Source organism: Kitasatospora sp. NPDC004531 (assembly GCF_053602195.1).
In genome coordinates this window covers 1-20,847 of record NZ_JBSGDD010000062.1, presented here as the reverse complement: position 1 = coordinate 20,847, position 20,847 = coordinate 1, and the positions used below count along the sequence as shown (strand labels likewise).

The window sequence follows — 20,847 nt, the reverse complement described above, 5'->3', positions numbered from 1 at the left end:
CGGACCGAAGCCCGACCCGAAGCCCGACCCGAACCCCGCCCGGAGGCCTGACCGAAGCCCGACCCGAAGCGCGGCCCGAACCCCGCCCGGAGGCCTGACCGAAGCCCCAGCCCGGAGTCCCGACCGCAAGCCCGACCCGCCATCAAACATGAGCCCGTCTCACCTCTTGTGCGGCGGGGTCGGCTCGCGGCAGGATCGGCGCACCCCACCCTCCCCCACCCCGCCGCGAGGTGCCCCGTGCGCGTCCGCCGCTCCGCCGCCGCCCTGCTGCTCACCGTCGCCGCCGTCCTCGGCACCGTCTCGGCCGGCCCGCCCCCCGACCGGTTCGACGCCCGCAAGGTCTCCGCCACCACCCTGGCCGACGGCCGCACCGCCTTCACCGACCGGCACGGCCGCGTCCTCGACCTGCGCGGCTTCAACCTCGACAAGTACGACGAGACCACCGAGGCCGACCTGCGCGACCTCGCCTCGCACGGCTTCCGGCTGATCCGCGTCGCCGTCTCCTGGGCCCGCCTCGAACCCGCCCCCGGCCGCTACGACCGGGCCCAACTCGCCCGCCTGAGGCGCATCCTGGACTGGGCGGAGAAGTACCGCCTGTACGCCGTGGTCGACTACCACCAGGACGTCTACGGCCAGTACTTCGTCGGCGGCGACGGCGGCGCTCCCCGCTGGGCCACCCGCGACGACGGCCTGCCGTTCACCCCCGACCCGGACGACTGGTTCGCCGGCTACTTCCAGCCCTCCGTCCAGGCCGCCTTCCGCCACCTCTACGACGACCGCGACCTGCAGCGCGCCCAGGCCGACCTGTACACCACCGTCGCCCGCGAACTGCGCGGCCACCGCGCCCTGCTGGGCTACGACCTGTTCAACGAGCCGTTCGGCCCGGTGGACGGCGACCCCGCCGACCCGGCCGTCCTCGCCGCCGCCTCCGCCGCCCTCGAACAGGGCCGGCTGCCCGCCATGTACCGCCGCCTGATCGCGGCGGTCCGCGAGGCGGACCGCGACGCCTGGCTGTTCGTCGAGCCCACCGTGCTGGTCGGCCAGGGCGTGCCCACCAGGCTCCCCGCCTTCACCGACCCCCGGCCCGGACCGGACCGGATCGGCTACGCCCCGCACTTCTACGACACCGCCGTCGAGGCCGGCCGGGACTGGGACCCCGCCGGGGGCTTCGTCGAGGCCTACACCGACGCCGTCACCGCCTACCCGCGCGCCCACCGGCTGCCCGTGCTGGTCGGCGAGTGGGGTCCGCCCAGCGCCGCCACCCCCGGCAACGCGGAGCTGATCCGCCGCCAGGTCGCCGCGATGGACGGCTTCGCCGCCGCCTGGACCATGTGGTACTGGTGCCGCGGCAACGGCGGCTACTGCGCCCTCACCCCCACCGGCGCCCCCGCGCCGGGCTACCAGCCGGTGTTCGAGAACTGACGCCGGGCGCGCGGACGGACCGAGGGGCGCGCGGAGCGGATCCGCGCGCCCTGCGGCCTACTCCAGCCCGCGCCGGACCAGCAGCGGCTCGATCGAGGGCTCCCGCCCCAGCACCGCCCGCACACACTCCATCGCGTCCCGGCTCCCGCCGCGCGACAGCAGCTCCGCCCGGAACAGCTCGCCGCTGTCGCGCACCTCGCGCCCGTTGCCGCCGAACCACTCCACCGTCTCGGCGTCCAGCACCTCGGACCAGATGTACGCGTAGTACCCGGCGCTGTACCCGTTCGAGAACACGTGGTTGAAGTACCCGGTGCGGTAGCGCGGCGGCACCGTCGCCATCGCCACGCCCGCCTCGGCGAGCGCCCGGGCCTCGAACTCCTCCGCGTCCTCGACGACCGCCCCGGCCGGCAGCGAGTGCCACGCCCAGTCGAGCAGCGCGGCGGCCAGGTACTCCACCGTCCGGAAGCCCTGCCCGTAGTTCTCGGCGGCCAGCATCCGCTCCACCGCCGCGGCGTCCAGCGGCTCGCCGGTGACGTGGTGGCGGGCGTAGTTGGCCAGCACCTCGGGCCGGACCATCCACATCTCGTTGACCTGGGACGGGAATTCGACGAAGTCCCGGGGCACCTCGGTGCCGGCGAACAGCGGGTACTGCACGTCCGAGAACAGGCCGTGCAGCGCGTGCCCGAACTCGTGGAACAGCGTGCGCACCTCGTCCCAGCTGAGCAGCGCCGGCTCGCCGGGCGCCGGGCGGGCGATGTTCAGGTTGTTGACCACCACCGGCTTGCGGCCCAGCAGCCGGGACTGCGAGACCAGTTCGTTCATCCAGGCGCCGCCGCGCTTGGACTCGCGGGCGAAGAAGTCGCCGATGAACAGGCCCAGCGCGGACCCGTCCGCGTCCGTCACCTCGAACACCCGGGCGTCGGCGTGGTAGGCCGTCAGGTCGGGGCGCTCGGTGAAGCTCAGCCCGTACGCCAGGCCGGCCGCGAAGAACACGCCGTCCTTCAGCACCCGCTCCAGCTCGAAGTACGGGCGCAGCGCGGCGGTGTCCACGTCGTAGCGCTCGGCGCGGACCTTCTCGGCGTAGAACGCCCAGTCGTGCGCGGCGAAGTCGGCGACGCCGTCGGCGGCCGCGGCGGCCGCCAGCTCGGCGGCCTCGCGCTGCGCGTTGGCGACGGCGGGTCCGACCAGTCGGCCGAGCATCGCTTCGACCGCCTCGACGGTGCCGGCGGTCTCGTCGGCGACCACGTACGCGGCGTGGCTGCCGTGGCCGAGCAGCGCGGCGCGTTCGGCGCGCAGCGCGGCCATCCGGACGGCCAGCGGGCCGTTGGTGTCCAGGCCGCGGTTCAGCGACGCGGTGAGCAGGCGCTCGCGCAGGGCGCGGTCGGTCAGCTGGGCGAGTTCGGTCTGGTTGGAGAAGTTCTTCAGGCTGAGCACCCAGCGGCCGTCCTGGCCGAGCGCGCGGGCGTTCTCGGCGGCGGCGGCGATCGCGGTGGCGGGCAGGCCGTCGAGGGCGTCGGCGCTGTCCACCACGACGGCGCCGGCCAGCGAGGCGTCGTGCGTGTTCTTGCGGAACGCGGCGGCGTCGGCGGCCAGTTGGGAGTTGATCTCGCGCAGGCGCTGCTGGCCGGCCGCGTCGAGGCGGGCGCCGGCCCGGACGAAGGCGGTGTGGCGGCGCTCCAGCAGGCGCAGCGACTCGGCGTCCAGGCCGAGTTCGTGGCGGTCGCGGTACAGGGTGTCGAGGCGGGCGAACAGCGCGGCGTCGAGGTGGATGGCGTCGGAGTGCGCGGCCAGCAGCGGGCTGATCTCGGCGTCGAGGGCCTGGACGCCGGGGGTGGTGTCGGAGGAGTCCTGGTTCTCGAAGGCCACGCTCACCCGGCGCAGCACCGCGCCGGAACGTTCCAGCGCCACCACCGTGTTGTCGAACGTCGGCGGATTCGGGTCGGCGACGATCGCGGCGATCTCGGCGAGCTGGTCGGCCATGCCTCGCTCGAACGCCGGACGGTAGTGCTCTTCCCGGATCTCGGCGAAGGGCGGAAGCTCGAACACCAGGGTGCTGGGCGAGAAGAAGGGATTGTCGCTCATGACCGCCGACCCTACGGGGCCCGACGCCCGGGCGGAACACCGTATCCCCATCTGCGGTGCGCGCCGCGGCTGTCACCGGTAGCGGCTACCGTCGACAGGTCCGCCCGCACACCCGTTCCGCCGCTCGGAAGGAGCCGCCGCCCGTGCGCTACGCCCTGGTGCCCGACCCGCACGGCCCGGGCGGGCGGCTGCGCCCGCTCGCCGAGGACGGCTCCCCGCTGGGCCCGGCCGAACAGGCGCCTCGGCTGGCCGAGGCGGTGGCCGCGGTGGAGGCCCGGCACGCGCCGCGCTGGGTGTGGCCGACGGCCGACACCGCGTACGGGCCGCTGCTGGCCGGGCTGCCGGAGCGGCTGGCGCGCTGCCACGACCTGCGGCTGACGGAGGCGCTGCTGCTCGGCCGGGAGGGCCGGTTCGGCGCGCCCAGGTCGCTGGGCGCGGCCTGGGCGCGGCTGCGCGGGCTGCCGGTGCCGGCCGACCTGCCGGAGGGCCCGCTGCCCGACGAGGACGGCCTGTTCGCCCCGGACCGGCTCCAACTGCCGCCCGGCACCGACCCGTTGGAGGCCACCGTGGCCGTCCACGCGGAGCAGCTGCGGCGGCTCGCGGCGATCGCCGACCCGGCGGCCCAGCGCCGCTTCCGGCTGCTGGTGGCGGCCGAGTCGGCGGGGGCGCTGCTGGCCTGCGAGATGGCGCACGACGGGCTGCCGTGGCGGGCGGACGTGCACGACGCGCTGCTGACGGAGCTGCTCGGCCCGCGCCCGACCATTCCAGGCACCCTGCCCTCGAAGCTGTCCGAGCTCGCCCTGGAGGTCCAGCAGGCGCTCGGTGCCCGGCCGTTCAACCTGGACTCGCACACCCAGGTGCTGAGGGCGTTCGCCGAGCGCGGCATCCACCTGTCCTCCACCCGCTCGTGGGAGCTGAAGGCGGTCGACCACCCGGCGGCGGCCCTGATGGTCCGCTACAAGGAGCTGTCGCGGCTGCACACGGCGCACGGCTGGGCCTGGCAGGCGGCGTGGGCGCGCGGCGGCCGGTTCCGCCCCGAGTACGTGGTGGGCGGCGTGGTCACCGGCCGCTGGGCGTCCCGGGGCGGCGGCGCGCTGCAGATCCCGCGCACCATGCGCCGCGCCGTGGTCGCCGACCCGGGCTGGCTGCTGGTGGTCGCGGACGCCGCGCAGCTGGAGCCCCGGGTGCTGGCCGCGCTGTCCGGCGACCGCGGCCTGGCCCGCACCGCCGCCGGCGGCGACCTGTACGCGGCGCTCGCCGCCACCGCCTTCCAGGGCGACCGGGAGAAGGCCAAGCTGGGCCTGCTGGGCGCGATGTACGGCCAGACCGGCGGCGGCATCGGCCCGCTGCTGAACACGCTGCGCCGCCGCTACCCGGACGCGATGGGCTACGTGGAGGCGGCGGCCCGCACCGGCGAGGACGGCGGCGTGGTCTCCTCCCGCCTGGGCCGGGTCTGCCCGCCGCCCTCCGCGGACTGGCTGGACCTCACCGAGGCCCCCGAGGCCGGCGAGGCGGCCGGCCGCTCGGCCCGCGCCCGGGGCCGCTTCACCCGCAACTTCGTCATCCAGGGCAGCGGCGCGGACTGGGCGCTGGCCCTGCTGGCCGCGCTGCGCCGCCGCCTGTCCGCGCTGCACTCCGGCCCGGACCGCCCGCACCTGGTGTTCTTCCAGCACGACGAGGTGGTGGTGCACACCCCCGCCGACCTGGCCGACACGGTGGCCGCCGAGGTCACCGCCGCCGCCGACGAGGCCACCGCCCTGGTCTTCGGCGACACCCCCGTCCGCTTCCCCCTCACCACCGCCGTCGTCGACTGCTACGGCGACGCCAAATAGGCCCGCTCAGTCGGGCCCGGGGCGGGTGAGCAGCATCAGCAGGGCGTCGTCGCCGAGGCCGCCGCCGGTGTGGTCGAGCAGGTCGGCGTAGAGGCGGGCGACGGCGGTGTCCAGGTCGGTGAGGGAGCGCCAGCCGTCCTTGACGAGGGGGCCGGCGCGTTCGGAGAGCGGGTAGAAGGCTCCGTCGGCGCGGCCCCTGGCCTCGATCACGCCGTCGGTGCACAGCACCAGGACGTCGGTGGGACCGAACGGGACGGCGGTGGGGCGGGGCGCGCCGGCGGCGAGGTCGCCGAGGCCGAGCGGCAGCCACGGGTCGGCGGCCTCCAGCACCTCGGCGCTGCCGTCGGCGCGGACCCGGATCGGCGGGACGTGGCCGAGGTGCAGCAGTTCGACGTGGCCGGGCGTGCGGAAGCCGGCCAGCAGCGCGGTGGTGAACTCCCCGTCGGGGACGTGCCGGTGCATGCTGGCCTCGATCCGGGCGGCGACCTCCGGCAGCCGCGCCTCGTCGTAGGCGGCCTCGCGGAACGCGCCGAGCACCACGGCGGAGGTCTGCACCGCGCCGAGCCCCTTGCCGCGCACGTCCCCGACCAGCACCCGGGTGCCGTGCGGGGTCTCCAGGACGGAGTACAGGTCGCCGCCGATCCGGGCGGCGTCGGCGGCGGAGACGTAGCGCACGGACAGCCGCAGCGGTCCGACGATCGGATCGGGCCGACGCAGCAGGGCCCGCTGGGCGGCCTCCGCGACCGAGCTGACGGCGGCGAAGGCCTGGGCTCTTCGCATCCGCAGTTCGGCGACGAAGGCGCTGAACGCGCTGAGCACGAGGTAGCTGACCGTCGCGCCGAACAGGAAGCGGCTGTCGGACGGGGCGGTGACCTGGTCGTAGTACCGGTTGAGGCCGAGCATCACCAGCAGGCCGAGCAGGCAGACCGCGAGCAGTTCGCGCGGCCTGAGGGTGAGCGCCGCGATGGACGGCACGACGACCATCAGCGGCGCGAGGTAGGTGCTCGTCCCGGCCGCCACGTCGGCCAGTGCCACCAGGCCGATGCCCAGCAGGGCGGGTGCGGCGCGCAGCAGCGGGGAAACGTCCTGCAGGTCGGCGGCGAGCAGCGCGTCGCGGCGCCGGGCGGCGGGCGACTCGTCCGCCCCGGCGGGCCCCGCACGGTCTCGGCGTCGATCGGCCACATTTCGAACATATCGGACACCCGTCCGTCCCGCCCGGCCCGATCGGAGCAGCGGGCGGGGCCGGTCCGGCGGCGGCCCCGCCCGTCGCTTCGGGCGGGCGGCGGGCGCGGACTAGGCTCGGGGGCGGGCCGCGGGTCGCGCCCATCGGAAAGTCGGTCGATCGGAAAAGCGTCAGCCACCCCTGGACGGAATACCCCTGGGGGGTATGCTGTTCCTGTTGGTACAAGCAGCGCGAGCGTCCCGGAGGTTCCCATGTCCAGCACCGTCACCTACACCGTCAGCGGCATGAGCTGCGGCCACTGCGAGAAGGCCATCAACGGCGAGGTCTCCGGCCTGCCGGGCGTCACCGCGGTCTCCTCCGACTCCAAGACCGGCACCGTCACCGTCACCTCCGACGCCCCGCTCGGCGACGAGCAGATCGCCGCCGCCGTGGACGAGGCCGGCTACGAGCTGGTCGGCCGCGCCGCCTGAACCACCGCGCGGGGGCGGCCGGCCCGGACGCCCGCCCCCGCGCCGCCGAGAGAGAACGAAGCGATGAGCACCACCACCGGTCCCACCGCCCCGACCGGGCACCGGGAACGCGTCGAACTGGCGATCGGCGGCATGACCTGTGCGTCCTGCGCCGCCCGGATCGAGAAGAAGCTGAACCGGATCGACGGCGTCGAGGCCAGCGTCAACTTCGCGACCGAGAAGGCCCGGGTGGACTTCGGCCCCGGCGTCGACGTCGCCGAGCTGATCGCCACCGTGGAGAAGACCGGCTACACCGCCGAACTCCCGCCCCCGCCGGAGCCCGAGAGCTCCGAGCCGGCGCCGGCACCGGACCCGCTGCGCGACCGGCTGCTGATCAGCGCCGCGCTCAGCCTCCCGGTGGTGCTGCTCTCGATGGTCCCGGCCCTGCAGTTCGACAACTGGCAGTGGCTGGCGTTCGCCCTCACCGGCCCGGTCGTGGTGTACGGCGGATGGCCGTTCCACCGGGCCGCCTGGACGAACGCCCGGCACGGCGCCGCCACCATGGACACCCTGGTCTCGCTCGGCACCCTGGCCGCCTTCGGCTGGTCGGTGTGGGCGCTGTTCGGCGGCGACGCCGGCATGCCCGGCATGCGGCACTCCTTCGACTTCACCGCCGACCGCACCGACGCCTCCTCCGCCCTGTACCTGGAGACCGCCGCCGCCGTCACCACCCTGATCCTGCTCGGCCGCTGGCTGGAGGCCCGCTCCAAGCGCCGCGCGGGCGCCGCCCTGCACGCCCTGCTCGACCTCGGCGCCAAGGACGTCGCGGTGCTGCGCGGCGGCCGCGAGGTCCGCGTCCCGGTCGGGCAACTGGCCGTCGGGGACCGCTTCGTGGTCCGCCCGGGCGAGAAGATCGCCACCGACGGCACGGTGGTCGAGGGCGGCTCCGCCGTGGACGCCTCGATGCTGACCGGCGAGTCCGTGCCCGTCGAGGTCGCCGTCGGCGATCCCGTCACCGGCGCGACCGTCAACGCGGGCGGCCGCCTGGTGGTCGAGGCCACCCGCATCGGTGCGGACACCCGGCTCGCCCGGATGGCCAAGCTGGTCGAGGACGCACAGAACGGCAAGGCCGCCGCGCAACGCCTCGCCGACCGGATCTCCGCCGTCTTCGTGCCCGCCGTCATCCTGATCGCCCTCGGCACCCTGACCGTCTGGCTGCTCGCCGGCGGGAGCCCCACCGAGGCGTTCACCGCCGCCGTCGCGGTGCTGATCATCGCCTGCCCCTGCGCCCTCGGCCTGGCCACCCCGACCGCCCTGATGGTCGGCACCGGCCGCGGCGCCCAGCTCGGCATCCTGATCAAGGGCCCCGAGGTGCTGGAGCAGACCCACCGGGTCGACACCGTCCTCCTCGACAAGACCGGCACCGTCACCACCGGCCGGATGACCCTGACCGCCGTGCACACCGCCGAGGGCACCACCGAGGACGAGGCGCTGCGGCTGGCCGGCGCGCTGGAGCACGCCTCCGAGCACCCGATCGCCCGGGCCGTGGCCGCCGCCGCCGAGGAGCGGTTCGGCGGTCCGAAGCCGGTCGAGGGCTTCGAGAACGTCCCCGGCCTGGGCGTGCGGGGCACGGTCGACGGCCACGCGGTGCTGGCCGGCCGCGCCGCGCTGCTCGCCGACCTGCCGCTGCCGCCCGCCCTCGCCGGGGCCAGGACGGCCGCCGAACGGGCCGGCCGCACCGCCGTCACGGTCGCCTGGGACGGCGCGGCGCGGGCCGTGCTGGAGGTCGCGGACGCGGTGAAGCCGACCAGCGAGGAGGCGATCGCCGAACTGCGGGCGCTGGGCCTGCGCCCCCTCCTGCTGACCGGCGACAACCGGGCGGTCGCGGAGTCGGTGGCCGCCGAGGTCGGCATCCCCGCCGAGGACGTGATCGCCGAGGTGCTGCCCGAGGACAAGGTCGCCACCGTGCGCCGCCTCCAGCAGGAGGGCCGGACGGTGGCGATGGTCGGCGACGGCGTCAACGACGCGGCCGCGCTCGCCCAGGCCGACCTCGGCCTGGCGATCGGCACCGGCACCGACGCCGCCATCGAGGCCGCCGACCTGACCCTGGTCCGCGGCGACCTGCGCTCGGCCGCCGACGCGATCCGGCTCTCCCGCCGCACCCTGGCCACCATCAAGGGCAACCTGTTCTGGGCCTTCGCCTACAACGTGGCCGCGATCCCGCTGGCCGCCACCGGCCTGCTCGACCCGGTGGTCGCGGGCGCCGCGATGGCGTTCTCCTCGGTCTTCGTGGTCACCAACAGCCTGCGCCTGCGCAAGTTCCGGCCGGCCTGACCGGAGGGCCTCAACGGCCGAGCAGTTCCCCGCCGTTGCAGTGCAGGATCTCGCCGGTGATGAACCCGGCCTCCGCGGAGGCCAGGAAGCACACGGCGGCGGCGACCTCCCCGGACTCGCCGATCCGGCCGAGCAGGGTACGCGCCGAACGGCGGGCGACCTCCGCCTCGTCCAGGCGCGGCCCGAAGAACTCGGTGCCCGCCACGGTGCCGGGGGCGACGATGTTGGCGGTGATGCCGGACGGGCCGAGCTGGGCGGCCAGGAAGTTGTTCCAGGCGTGCAGCGAGGCCTTCGCCGCCCCGTACGAGCCGGCGCCGCGCAGCGCGGCGATCGAGGAGACCGTGACGACCCGGCCGGAGCCGGGGGTGAGCCGGTCGCGGATGGACTCGGTGAGCAGCACGGCGGTCAGCACGTTGCGCTCGAAGTCGCCCCGCCAGCGGGCCAGTACGGCGTGCGGGCCGGCCCCGAACACGGTCTCCCGGCTGCCCGCGTTGTTGACCAGGACGTCGATCCGGGCGGGCAGCGCGGCCAGCGCGGCCTCCACGGCGTCCGGGTCGGCCAGGTCGCAGACCAGCGGGGTGACGTTCGGGCCGAGCTCGGCGGCGGCGTGGTCGAGGACCCCGGGGCGGCGGCCGACGATCACCACCCGCTCGCCGGCCTCGGCGAAGCGCCGGGCCACCTCGAAACCGATTCCGGTGCCTCCACCGGTGACTACAACGTTCCTGGCCACAGCGCACTCCCTCCCTGACCGTTCACCGCTCAGCGGATGGCAGGCGGTCCGTACCGGATTGCCACGATTCCTATCACGCTGGGTTGCGGCGTCTGCGGGGTGGGTGAAGGCGCGCAGCGGGCGTGCGGTGTGATATGCGCTCCGCCGTACGGGTGCGCGGATGCACACGGAGAGTGGAGAGAGGCAACTCACACCCCCCTGGCGTAACTCTGCGCCCCCTGGTACGTCTTACCTTTTGTAGAGCGGGGCTCCGGCGGGCCCCGGACGGTCGTCGATTCGTCGGCGGCCTTCGCGCACGGCGCCGGGCCGGAGCCGGGAGCCCGGGGATTGCTTTGAGCGGCCGTTCCCCACCCGGATCGTCCCGGGCGCCGTGCGCCACACCGCACAGACACACGACGACGTGCGCCGCGCCGCACAGAGACACACGACGACGTGCGCCGCGCCGCACGAGACGCGACGAAGGGGCCCGGCCCCCGCCTCCCTCATCGGGTGGCAGGGGGCCGGGCCCCTTCGTACGTACCGGGTGCGGCTCGCTCAGCGGGCGTCGAGCGGCACGTAGTCGCGGATCTCGACGCCGGTGTAGATCTGCCGCGGGCGGCCGATCCGGCTGGTCGGGTCCTTGATCATCTCGTGCCACTGGGCGATCCAGCCGGGCAGCCGGCCGAGCGCGAACAGCACGGTGAACATGCTGGTCGGGAAGCCCATCGCGCGGTAGATCAGACCCGTGTAGAAGTCCACGTTCGGGTAGAGCTTGCGCGAGACGAAGAAGTCGTCCTGGAGCGCGTGCGCCTCCAGCTTGAGGGCGATCTCCAGCAGCTCGTCGGACTTGCCGAGCTGGGCCAGCACCTCGTGGGCGAGCACCTTGACCTGCGCGGCGCGCGGGTCGAACGCCTTGTAGACGCGGTGGCCGAAGCCCATCAGCTTGACGCCGTCCTCGCGGTTCTTCACCTTGCGGATGAAGGCGTCGACGTCGCCGCCGTCCTTCTGGATCTGCTCCAGCATCTCCAGCACGGCCTGGTTGGCGCCGCCGTGCAGCGGGCCCCACAGCGCCGAGATGCCCGCCGAGATCGAGGCGAACAGGTTGGCGTGCGAGGAGCCGACCAGGCGCACCGTCGAGGTGGAGCAGTTCTGCTCGTGGTCGGCGTGCAGGATGAACAGCTTGTCCAGGGCGTTGACCACGACCGGGTTCAGCTCGTAGTCCTCGGCCGGGACGGCGAAGGTCATCCGCAGGAAGTTCTCGACGTAGCCGAGGTCGTTGCGCGGGTAGACGAAGGGCTGGCCCACCGCCTTCTTGTACGCGTACGCCGCGATCGTCGGCAGCTTCGCCAGCAGGCGCACCGTCGACAGGTGGCGCTGGTCCGCGTCGAACGGGTTGTGGCTCTCCGGGTAGAAGGTGGAGAGCGCGCCGACCACCGAGGACAGCATCGCCATCGGGTGCGCGTCCCGCGGGAAGCCCTGGAAGAAGCGCTTGACGTCCTCGTGCAGCAGGGTGTGCTGGGTGATCTCGTTGCTGAACGCGGCCAGCTCGCCGGCGTTCGGCAGTTCACCGTTGATCAGCAGGTAGGCGGTCTCGATGAAGTTGGCCTCGCCGGCCAGCTGCTCGATCGGGTAGCCGCGGTAACGCAGGATGCCGGCGTCACCGTCAATGAAGGTGATCGCGGACTTGTTGGCGGCGGTGTTGCCGAAACCGTTGTCCAGGGTGACCAGGCCGGTCTGCGGAAGCAGCTTCGAGATGTCGAAGCCGGCGTTGCCCGCAGTGCTCTCGACGACGGGGAACTCGTACTCGCCGTCCTGGTACCGCAGTACTACCGATTTGTCGCTCACGTCTTCCTCACCGACGAAATTGGTCCTCATCCGACTGCCCTGACTGTCTCAACGATCCCCCACCCGAAGGACGGCCGCGCACCGGGGGCGACCCCGGAAAGGACCAGGGCCTACAAACTCTGCTGCCGCAGCCGGTGTGAACCGGACAAGATCGGCACCAGACCAGGTTCCGCCCTAAATCTCTTCACGTCAAGACAACCTCTGAACGTACCGTACCCCCTGATCCATGCCCGGCCGCCAATCTGTGGTCCAGAGCCGAGTGCCGCCGGCCCGCGCTCACCGCCCGCACCGCCTGCCCGATCGCCTTCCTGGACCCCACCAGCACCACCAGCTTCTTCGCCCGCGTCACCGCGGTGTACAGCAGGTTGCGCTGGAGCATCGTCCACGCCGAGGTCGTGACGGGAATCACCACCGCCGGGTACTCACTGCCCTGCGAACGGTGGATCGTCACCGCGTACGCGTGCGCCAACTCGTCCAACTCGTCGAAGTCGTAGCCGATCTCCTCGTCCTCGTCGGTCAGCACCGTCAGCCGCTGGTCGTCGACGCTCAGCGACGTCACCACGCCCACGGTGCCGTTGAAGACGCCACTGCGCCCCTTGTCGTAGTTGTTCCGGATCTGCGTCACCTTGTCGCCCACCCGGAACGTCCGCCCGCCGAACCGTCGCTCCGCCAGCCCCTCCCGGGCCGGCGTGACCGCCGACTGGAGCAGCGTGTTCAGCGCCCCCGCCCCCGCCGGGCCGCGGTGCATCGGCGCCAGCACCTGGACGTCGCGCCGCGGGTCCAGCCCGAAACGCTGCGGGATGCGCCGGGCCACCACGTCCACCGTCAGGCCCGCCGCGCGCTCCGCGTCGTCCTCCGCGAACAGGAAGAAGTCCGGCAGGCCGTCCGTCAGCGGCGGCAGGCCCTCGTTGATCCGGTGCGCGTTCACCACCACGCCGGACTGCTGCGCCTGCCGGAAGATCCGGGTCAGCCGCACCGACGGGATCGGGCTGCCCGGCGACAGCAGGTCGCGCAGCACCTCGCCCGCGCCCACCGACGGCAGCTGGTCCACGTCCCCCACGAACAGCAGGTGCGCGCCCGGGGCGACCGCCTTGACCAGTTTGTTCGCCAGGATCAGGTCCAGCATCGACGCCTCGTCCACCACCACCAGGTCCGCGTCCAGCGGCCGGTCCCGGTCGAACGCCGCGTCGCCGCCGGGCTTCAGCTCCAACAGCCGGTGCACCGTGGACGCCTCCGCGCCGGTCAGCTCCGCCAGCCGCTTCGCCGCCCGCCCGGTCGGCGCCGCCAGCACCACCTTCGCGCGCTTCGCCAACGCCAGCTGGACGATCGACTTCACCGTGAACGACTTGCCGCAGCCCGGCCCGCCGGTCAGCACCGCGACCTTCTCGGTCAGCGCCAGGCGCACCGACTGCTCCTGCTCCGGGGCGAGTTCGGCGCCCGTGCGCTTCGCCAGCCAGCCGAGCGCCGCCGGCCAGTCCACCTCGCGGAACCACGGCATCCGGTCCTCGCCCGCCCGCAGCAGCCGCACCAGCTGGGCCGCCAGCGAGATCTCCGCCCGGTGGAACGGCACCAGGTACACGGCGGTGATCGGCTGCCCGTCGCCGCCCGGCAGCCGCTCGCGCACCACCCCCTCCGCGGCGACCAGCTCCGCCAGGCAGTCGATCACCAGGCCCACGTCCACCTGCAGCAGCTTCACGCCGTCCGCGATCAGCCGCTCCTCCGGCAGGTAGCAGTGCCCCTGGTCGGTCGACTGCGACAGCGCGTACTGCAGGCCCGCCTTCACCCGCTCCGGCGAATCGTGCGGGATGCCCACCGCCTGCGCGATCCGGTCCGCCGTCAGGAAGCCGATGCCCCACACGTCCGCCGCCAGGCGGTACGGCTGGTTCTTCACCACCCCGATCGACGCGTCCGCGTACTGCTTGTAGATCCGCACCGCCAGCGACGTCGACACCCCGACGCTCTGCAGGAAGACCATCACCTCCTTGATGGACTTCTGCTCCTCCCACGCCTTGGCGATCATCTTCGTGCGCTTCGGGCCCAGGCCCGGCACCTCGATCAACCGCTTCGGCTCGTTCTCGATCACCTCCAGGGTCTCCACCCCGAACCGGGCCACGATCCGCTCCGCGAACCGCGGCCCGATGCCCTTGATCAGCCCCGAGCCCAGATACCGCTGGATGCCCTGCACGGTGGCCGGCAGCACCGTCGTGTAGTTCTCCACCGTGAACTGCCGCCCGTACTGCGGATGCGACCCCCACCGCCCGAACAGCCGCAGACTCTCCCCCACCTGCGCCCCGAGCAGCGCCCCGACCACCGTCAACAGGTCGTTCGCCCCCCGCCCGGTGTCCACCCGCGCGACCGTGTACCCCGTCTCCTCATTGGCGTACGTGATCCGCTCCAGGACCCCCTCCACCTGCGCCAGCTGCACCGGACACCTCACAAGCAATCAGGACACACCGCGACGAAGAACCTACCGCGCGCCACCGACAGCCCCGGCGGGCCCGCACGGCTACTGCGCCCCTTCACCGAGCCGCAGCAGCTGCGGGACGCGACGCCGCCCCGCCGCGCCCTCCAGGGCGGCGGCGCACGGGACCAGCACCAGCAGGCCCAGCGCGGCCGCGGCGACGGCCGTCCAGTCCGGGGCGAGCGCCGGCGCCCCCGGCCCCGCCGTGAACGCGCGCAGCTCCAGGGCCGGGCCCAGCAGCCACGGCAGGCCCAGGCCGAGCAGCGTCCCACCGATCACGGCCGCCGCCATCACCGGGAGCAGCTGCACCAGTTGGACGCCCGCCGCCGCCCTCGCGCCCAGCCCCAGCGTCCGCAGGTAGGCCAGCGTCCGGCCGCGTTCCGCGGAGCCGAGCAGCAGCTCCAGCACGACCGCGGCCAGCCCGAGGAGCAGGCCGATCGCCGCCGCCGCGCGGAACGCCAGCTCCAGCGCGGGCACCAGCCCGTCCTCCGTCGACTCCCTCAACTGCTGCGCCAGATCCCGGACTTCGACCGGCGCGCCGCGCAGCACCGCACCGCCCACGCCCCCGCCGCCGCCCGCGCCCCCGGTCGCCGCCGACGACGCCACCACCGCCCGCAGGCGGTCGGCGTCGATCCGCCGGGCGCCCTCCGCCGAGCCCGGGCGGCCCGGGTCGGCGAACAGCACCGCCGCGTTGCGCCGGCCGGTCTGGCCGGGCAGGCGCTCGGCCGCCGGGCCGCCGAAGACCAGCAGGGGCCCGCCGGCGACCTCGCCGACCACCGGGCCGAGCGCCCGGTCGCGTTCCGCCCCGGCGGGCAGCACGCCGACGATCCGGACCCGGAACCTGGTCGACCCCGCGTCCGCGTCGAACGACCCCTCCGGGAAGCGCGCCGCCGTCCTGGCGTCGGCCAGCGCGGGCAGCTCCGCCCCGGCGGCGAGCGGCGCCGACAGGCCCGCGCCGGCCAGCGCCGCCGCCACCGGGGAGCCCGGCTCCAGCTTCGCCAGCACCGCCTGGTCCACCCCGACCAGGCCCACGCCCTTGACCGCCGAACCGTCCTCGTCGGCGGTCAGCGACGCCACACCACCGCGCACCGGCAGCACCCCGCCGACACCCGGGACCTTCGCCAACTCCTCCAGCGGCAAAGGGCGTTGGGCCGGACCGAGGACCACCGCGTCACCGCCGGTGCGCCACTGCGCGGCCTCCAGCCGGCCCTCGCGGACCGTCCCCGACACCAGCGCGCCGAACACCGCGCAGCCCAGCGCGGGCACCAGCACCAGCAGCGCGGTCGCCGCCGCCGCGGACCGCCGGCCCGCCTGCGACAGGCCGACCAGCGCCACCGTGCCGCGCCCCCGCCGCGCCCAGCCGGTCAGCGCCCGCAGCGGCACCGGGTACACCCGCAGCACCACGACCACCACCGCCAGGCCCAACACCACCGGCACCAGCGCCAGTTGGAGATCCGGACCGGCCGCTCCGGACGGCGCCGCACCGCGCAGCCGCAGCTGCAGCACGCCCACCACCGCCAACGCCAGCACCGCACCCTCCGCGACCGGCCGGCCGGACAGGCCCAACGCCCGCTTCACGCCCCGCCGCCGCACCGGCTCCCGGCCCGCCCGGCGCACCGCCCGGCCCTGCCACCACACCGCCACCGCGGGCGCGGCCGCGACCAGCACGGCCGTCGCCGACACCGGCCACCACGCACCGAGCGGACGGCCCCCGGCCAACGGCCCGGACACCGCCCAGCCCGCCAACACCCCCAGCAGCACCGCCGGAACGGCCTCCAGCAGCCGCACCGCCGCCAGCGCGGGCTCACCCGCCCCGCGCGCCCGCTGGAGCGCCAGCGCCCCCTCCCGGCGCCGCGCACCCAGCCGGGCCGCCGCCACCGCCGTGGCCACCCCGATCGCCAACAGCCCGGCCAGCGCGAAGGACTGCAGCGTCACCGTGCGGGCCCGCTGGTCCGCGAACCGGTCCACCAGCACCGACAGCCGCTCCTGCACCTGCGGCGGCGACACCGTCCGCACGCCCGCCGGGCAGGGCAGCCCGTCCGAGACGATCTCGCCGCACACCCTGGTCACCGCCGCCCTGCTGAACTCCCGTATTCCGCCGGACAGTTCACGCACGCCGGCGGCGGTGCCGCCGGTCCCCCACGGCTGCTCCGCCGCCTCCACGGCCCAGGTCGCCGACAGCGACAGCGACCCGCGCGCCTCCAACGCCTCCAGCCCCGCCGGGGCGACCATCGCCTGCCCGTAGCGGACGTACCCGTTCGGCTCCGGCGCGTCCATCGGCTCGTTCAGCAACGGGAGTTCACGCCACAGGTCGTCCGAGCCGTCGAGCGGCGCGAACTCGCCGACGACCACCGCCTCGGTGGCCCCCGTCCGCCCCGACATCAGCACCTTCTGGCCGACCGCCAGGCCGAACTTCTCCAACCCGTGGCGCGACATGCCGAGTTCGATCGGCGCCTCCTTCGCGCCCGCCGGCTGCCCCGGCGCCCGGCCCGCCACCCAGCGCACCCGGTCGGCGGCGTCCTGCGCGTACGCCAGCGACACCTGGCCATCCGTGCCGTGCGGCCTGGGCACCCCGTCTCCGGACAGCGCCAGGCCGTCGCTCTGCACCCAGCCCGACACCCGCACCAGGGTGTGCGCCAACTCGCCCGTCGCACCCTGCCGGACGCCCTCCCCGACCCGCGTCAGGTCGCTGTCCAACGTGCCGAACTGCGGCGCCGTGGACTGCCCCGTCCGGTCCCGCGGCGCGTTCAACGACGCCCGGGCCACCACCAGCGGACCGTCCACCTGCCCCACCACCAGCCGGCGGGCCAACTCCTTCGTCGCCAGGCCGTCGAACACCGGCGGCCACAGCAGCGACGCCACCGTCAGCACCGCCGACAGCACCGCCAGCACCACCAGCACCGGCCACCCCGCCCGGGCCTCCCGCAGCGCCGGACGCCAGCCCCCGAACCCGCCCCGCCCGCTCATCCGCTCTCCCCCGCCCGCAGCTCACGCGCCAGATCCACCCGCGCCAACATCCGCGACAGCACCAGCACCACCGCGGCCACCCCCAGGCCGGTCGCCAGCACCACCGCCGCCGTCCAACCCCAGCCCACCGTCAACTCCAGCGACGGGAACACCGCCCGGCCACCGCCGTCGACCACGATCAACGGCAGCACCACCGCCGCCAACGCCACCCCCAGCGCCCCGCCCAGCAGCACCGCGAAACCCACCACCACCAACTGCTCCAACCGCAGCACCCCCGCCAACTGCCGGCGCCGCACACCGATCGCCCGCAGCACCGCGAACTCCCGCCGCCGCGCCCGCGCCGACCCCACCGCGTGCACCGTGAACCCGGCCACCGCGAACACCGGCGACAACACCAGCGACAGCACCAGCGCACTGCGCCGCCCCGACCGGAACGGATCCGCCGACAGCTCCTCGGCCACCGACCGGACGCTCTCCACCCGGCCCAGCCGCGGATCCGCCGCGATCACCCGCTCCGCCTCCGCCATCCCCGACCTCGACTCCGCCGCGAGCAGCCACCACCCGTCCGTCACCGGCGGCAGCCCCAGCTCCGCCCGCGCCGCCGACAGCGCCGGCAGGTCCACCAGCGCCTGCGGCCGATCCCGGTCGCCGCCGCCCGGGACGTCGGGCAGCACCCCGACGATCCGCAGGCCGAACTGGTCCTCGTCACCGGCGCTCAGCCGCACCACACCGCCCCGCACGGAATGCGTCCCGCGCAGGAACGCCTCGTTCACCAGCGCCGGCACCAGGAACCCGGTCCGGCTCATCCCCTGCACCCGCTTCGGCGTATCCGCCGGTGCCAGCCCGAACGACACCCCGTCCGCCGCCTCCAACTGCGCCGGCTCCGCCCCGCGCACCACCGCCGACAGCAGCCTGCCCGCCTCGGCGTCCTCGATCTCGCAGACGCCCGCGTCGATCCGCCGCGAGCTCGGCTCCACCACCGACTGCCCCGGACACCCCAGGCCGCTCGCACTGACGTCGCCCCGGGTGACGTCCACCCAGCGCGCCCCCGCCGGCACCGTCGCCCCCTCGATGCCCGACACCGTCAGCCGCAGCGTCGCCCGCGGAAAGCCCCGCGCCGCCGTCCGCAGCCCCAACCCCGTCACCTGCAACGGATAGTGCAGCGACCCCGACGCCAACGGCAGCGACACCGTCCGGGCCACGCCGTCCGCCGCCACCTCCGCCTGCACCTCCGTCACCAGGCCGCTCGCATCCTCCACCCGCACCACCAGCCGGACCGCCCCCACCCGGTCCGCCGCCGACACCGCCACCCGCGCCTTCACCTCCGACGGACGCCCCTCCAAGGGCATCCCGTGCACCGGCACGTCCTTCCGCAACAACGCCAACTGCCCCGCCAGCGAACCCGGTTCGAGATCCGCCCGGACCGCCGGAACGCTGTGCGTCCAGGCCCCCGGCACCATCCGCTCCGAAGTCGCGACCGGCTGCACCGCCGCCGTGTCCACCGCCAGCACCACCGCCTCCGCGCCGTCCACCTGACCCGCCGCCTCGGCCACCGGCGTCACCGCCGCCACCCCCGGCACCGCCGCCAGCGCCCCCCGTCGCGCGCCCGGCGGCAACTCCCCGCCCGTCACCCGCAGATCCGCGCCCAGCTCGAACGCCGCCCGATCCCGATCGCTCGGCCCCTCGCCCGCGATCGCCGTCGTCGTCAACGCCCCCACCGCCAACGCCAACGCCATCAGCAGCACCGGCGCCGCCTGACCCGCCCGGCCCCGACTCACCTGCCAACCGCTCAACGGAGCCACCAGACCCCGCCCACGCCCCGCCAACGACTCCAACGCCCGCCCCAACGGCGGCAACAGCCGCAACAACAGCAACGCCGCCGCCACCGTCATCACCACCGGCGCCGCCACCAGCACCGGATCGAACCCCACCGCACTCGACGCCGGACTCAACAGGCCCTCGTACTGCCGCAGTTGCAGGTACGCCAGCACCGCCACCGCCGCCAGCACCAGATCCGCCCCGGCCCGCTGCGCCACCGCCCGCCGGCCACCGCGCGACGGGGTCTCCCGCTCACCGCCGTCCGACGTCCACAGCACCGGCAGCAGCGCCGCACACCCGTGCAGCACCAGCGCGACGCCCGCCACCGCCCACGCCGCCGGGCCGGCCGCCTGGTCGGCCGCCCCGTCCACCGGCAGCCCCAGCCGCTCCAGCAGCCGCAGCAGCGGCCCCGCCGCCCACACGCCCAGCAGCGCCGCCGGCACCGTGCACAGCGCCCACTCCGCCGCCGCAGCACCCAACAGCCGCGCCCGGCCCGAACCGCGCGCCAACTGCAACAGCAGCTCCGCCCGCCGGAAATCGGTGAGTTGACGTGCCGTCAACACCATCGTCACCGCCGACAGCACCGCCAGCATCGTCACCGGCACCAGCATCCCCGACCGCGCCACCATCATCGGCGACCGCAGATCGGCCAACGCCGCCGGCAGGTTGCTCGACGACCGCAGACTCTTCAGCGAAGGCTCCGCCCCGCGGAACACCGCCCGATTCACATCACCCCCCGTCAGCCGCTCCACCCGCTCCCGCAGCAGCCCCAGCCCCTCCGGCCGCAACTGCCCCGGCTCCGGCAGCGCCGTCCACTGGACGTCGACCTCGTCACGCAGCAGCGGATGCGTCCGCAGGAACTCCTGGGACGCCAGCAGCAACCCCGTCCGCGACTCCGTCGAGGACGTCGGCCCCCACGCCCGCCACAGCCGCTCCGCCGCCGGCAGCTCCCGGTACACGCCGCTCACCGTCACCGCCGACATCGCCCCCGACGGCAGCGTCAACGGCAGCTTCGCCCCCACCGACACCCCCAGCCGACGCGCCGCCGCCTCCGAGACCGCCACCTGCTCCAGCCCCGTCGGCCAGGCCCCCTGCGCCAACTCCGCCACCCGCTGCGGATCCGTCACCGCCAACGGCACCATCGCCAGCCCCAACGAGGAGGACGCCGCCCCCGCCACCTCCGGCAACGGCGTCCGGAGCGGCATCGTCCCGTGCAGCGCCACCTCGATCTCCGCCGGCATCCCCGGCAACGCCCGGTGCAACGCCGCCCGCACCGACGCGTCCGCCGCCGTGTCGCCGCCCTCGACGTACCGCCCCGACACCGACAGCGAGAACCGGGAATCCGCCGCCAACCGGTGCCGCATCCCCTGCGCCACCGAACTCCCGGTCAGGGCGGTCAGCGCCGTCAACACCGCCACCGCCACCAACACCGTCACAGCAGCAGCGCCCAGCACCACCCCGTGCTGACCCGCCCGCCGAACCCCCGCAGGCGAACCCCACCCGTCCGCTCCCATTCCCCCGAAGCCCTCCCGCCGCCGATGGTCTGGACCAATCTCGATGACGGGCAGTCTGCCTCCAACCCCCCGCGCGGGCAACCCTGAAAACGCGAAAAAGCCCCCCGCCAAGAATGGCGGGGGGCTTTCCCAGAAAAATTGTTCGGCGGCGTCCTACTCTCCCACAGGGTCCCCCCTGCAGTACCATCGGCGCTGTGAGGCTTAGCTTCCGGGTTCGGAATGTAACCGGGC

At 74.7% G+C, this 20,847-nt stretch carries 11 protein-coding genes and 1 rRNA gene; 4 read left to right on the top strand and 8 right to left on the bottom strand.

The window, feature by feature from the left end:
* Positions 1-237: 237 nt before the first annotated feature.
* Entirely contained in the window at positions 238-1,422 is a 1,185-nt protein-coding gene (locus tag ACWEMJ_RS23130) for a glycoside hydrolase family 5 protein (RefSeq protein WP_452139003.1), read from the top strand.
* Between the two features lie 57 nt (positions 1,423-1,479).
* Here ACWEMJ_RS23130 and ACWEMJ_RS23125 read toward each other — a convergent pair whose 3' ends face one another.
* A complete protein-coding gene (locus ACWEMJ_RS23125) occupies positions 1,480-3,504 on the bottom strand; it encodes a M3 family metallopeptidase (protein ID WP_452139002.1) in 2,025 nt (674 codons plus the stop codon).
* 143 nt (positions 3,505-3,647) lie between these two features.
* Between ACWEMJ_RS23125 and ACWEMJ_RS23120 the strand changes: the two genes are divergently transcribed.
* Positions 3,648-5,336 (top strand): bifunctional 3'-5' exonuclease/DNA polymerase, encoded by a 1,689-nt coding sequence (locus ACWEMJ_RS23120; protein ID WP_452139001.1) that lies wholly within the window; start codon positions 3,648-3,650, stop codon positions 5,334-5,336.
* A gap of 6 nt (positions 5,337-5,342) precedes the next feature.
* On the opposite strand, the gene ACWEMJ_RS23115 is transcribed toward ACWEMJ_RS23120, so the two are convergent.
* The gene (locus ACWEMJ_RS23115; RefSeq protein WP_452139000.1) at positions 5,343-6,518 is read right to left on the bottom strand and encodes a PP2C family protein-serine/threonine phosphatase; all 1,176 of its coding nucleotides are present in this window, start codon (positions 6,516-6,518) and stop codon (positions 5,343-5,345) included.
* A gap of 252 nt (positions 6,519-6,770) precedes the next feature.
* Here ACWEMJ_RS23115 and ACWEMJ_RS23110 point away from each other — a divergent pair, with 252 nt between their 5' ends.
* The gene (locus tag ACWEMJ_RS23110; RefSeq protein WP_452138999.1) at positions 6,771-6,989 is read left to right on the top strand and encodes a heavy-metal-associated domain-containing protein; all 219 of its coding nucleotides are present in this window, start codon (positions 6,771-6,773) and stop codon (positions 6,987-6,989) included.
* A 63-nt stretch (positions 6,990-7,052) separates the two neighbouring features.
* A complete protein-coding gene (locus ACWEMJ_RS23105; protein WP_452138998.1) occupies positions 7,053-9,302 on the top strand; it encodes a heavy metal translocating P-type ATPase in 2,250 nt (749 codons plus the stop codon).
* 10 nt (positions 9,303-9,312) lie between these two features.
* Here ACWEMJ_RS23105 and ACWEMJ_RS23100 read toward each other — a convergent pair whose 3' ends face one another.
* From ACWEMJ_RS23100 to rrf, 6 genes are all read right to left on the bottom strand, one after another.
* Positions 9,313-10,032 carry an SDR family NAD(P)-dependent oxidoreductase gene (locus tag ACWEMJ_RS23100; protein WP_452138997.1) on the bottom strand — a complete coding sequence of 240 codons (720 nt, stop codon included), beginning with the start codon at positions 10,030-10,032 and terminating at the stop codon, positions 9,313-9,315.
* A gap of 534 nt (positions 10,033-10,566) precedes the next feature.
* Positions 10,567-11,856: a citrate synthase gene (locus ACWEMJ_RS23095; protein ID WP_452138996.1), complete on the bottom strand. Its 1,290-nt coding sequence runs from the start codon at positions 11,854-11,856 to the stop codon at positions 10,567-10,569.
* Between the two features lie 184 nt (positions 11,857-12,040).
* Positions 12,041-14,281 (bottom strand): SF1B family DNA helicase RecD2, encoded by a 2,241-nt coding sequence (gene recD2 / locus ACWEMJ_RS23090; protein ID WP_452138995.1) that lies wholly within the window; start codon positions 14,279-14,281, stop codon positions 12,041-12,043.
* An 81-nt stretch (positions 14,282-14,362) separates the two neighbouring features.
* Positions 14,363-17,284: a hypothetical protein gene (locus ACWEMJ_RS23085; RefSeq protein ID WP_452138994.1), complete on the bottom strand. Its 2,922-nt coding sequence runs from the start codon at positions 17,282-17,284 to the stop codon at positions 14,363-14,365.
* Positions 17,281-20,538 (bottom strand): FtsX-like permease family protein, encoded by a 3,258-nt coding sequence (locus ACWEMJ_RS23080; protein ID WP_452138993.1) that lies wholly within the window; start codon positions 20,536-20,538, stop codon positions 17,281-17,283. Before ACWEMJ_RS23080 ends, ACWEMJ_RS23085 begins: the two co-directional genes overlap by 4 nt.
* Positions 20,539-20,756: 218 nt before the next feature.
* Positions 20,757-20,847: ribosomal RNA gene (gene rrf / locus ACWEMJ_RS23075) — 5S ribosomal RNA — on the bottom strand; the annotation flags it as partial.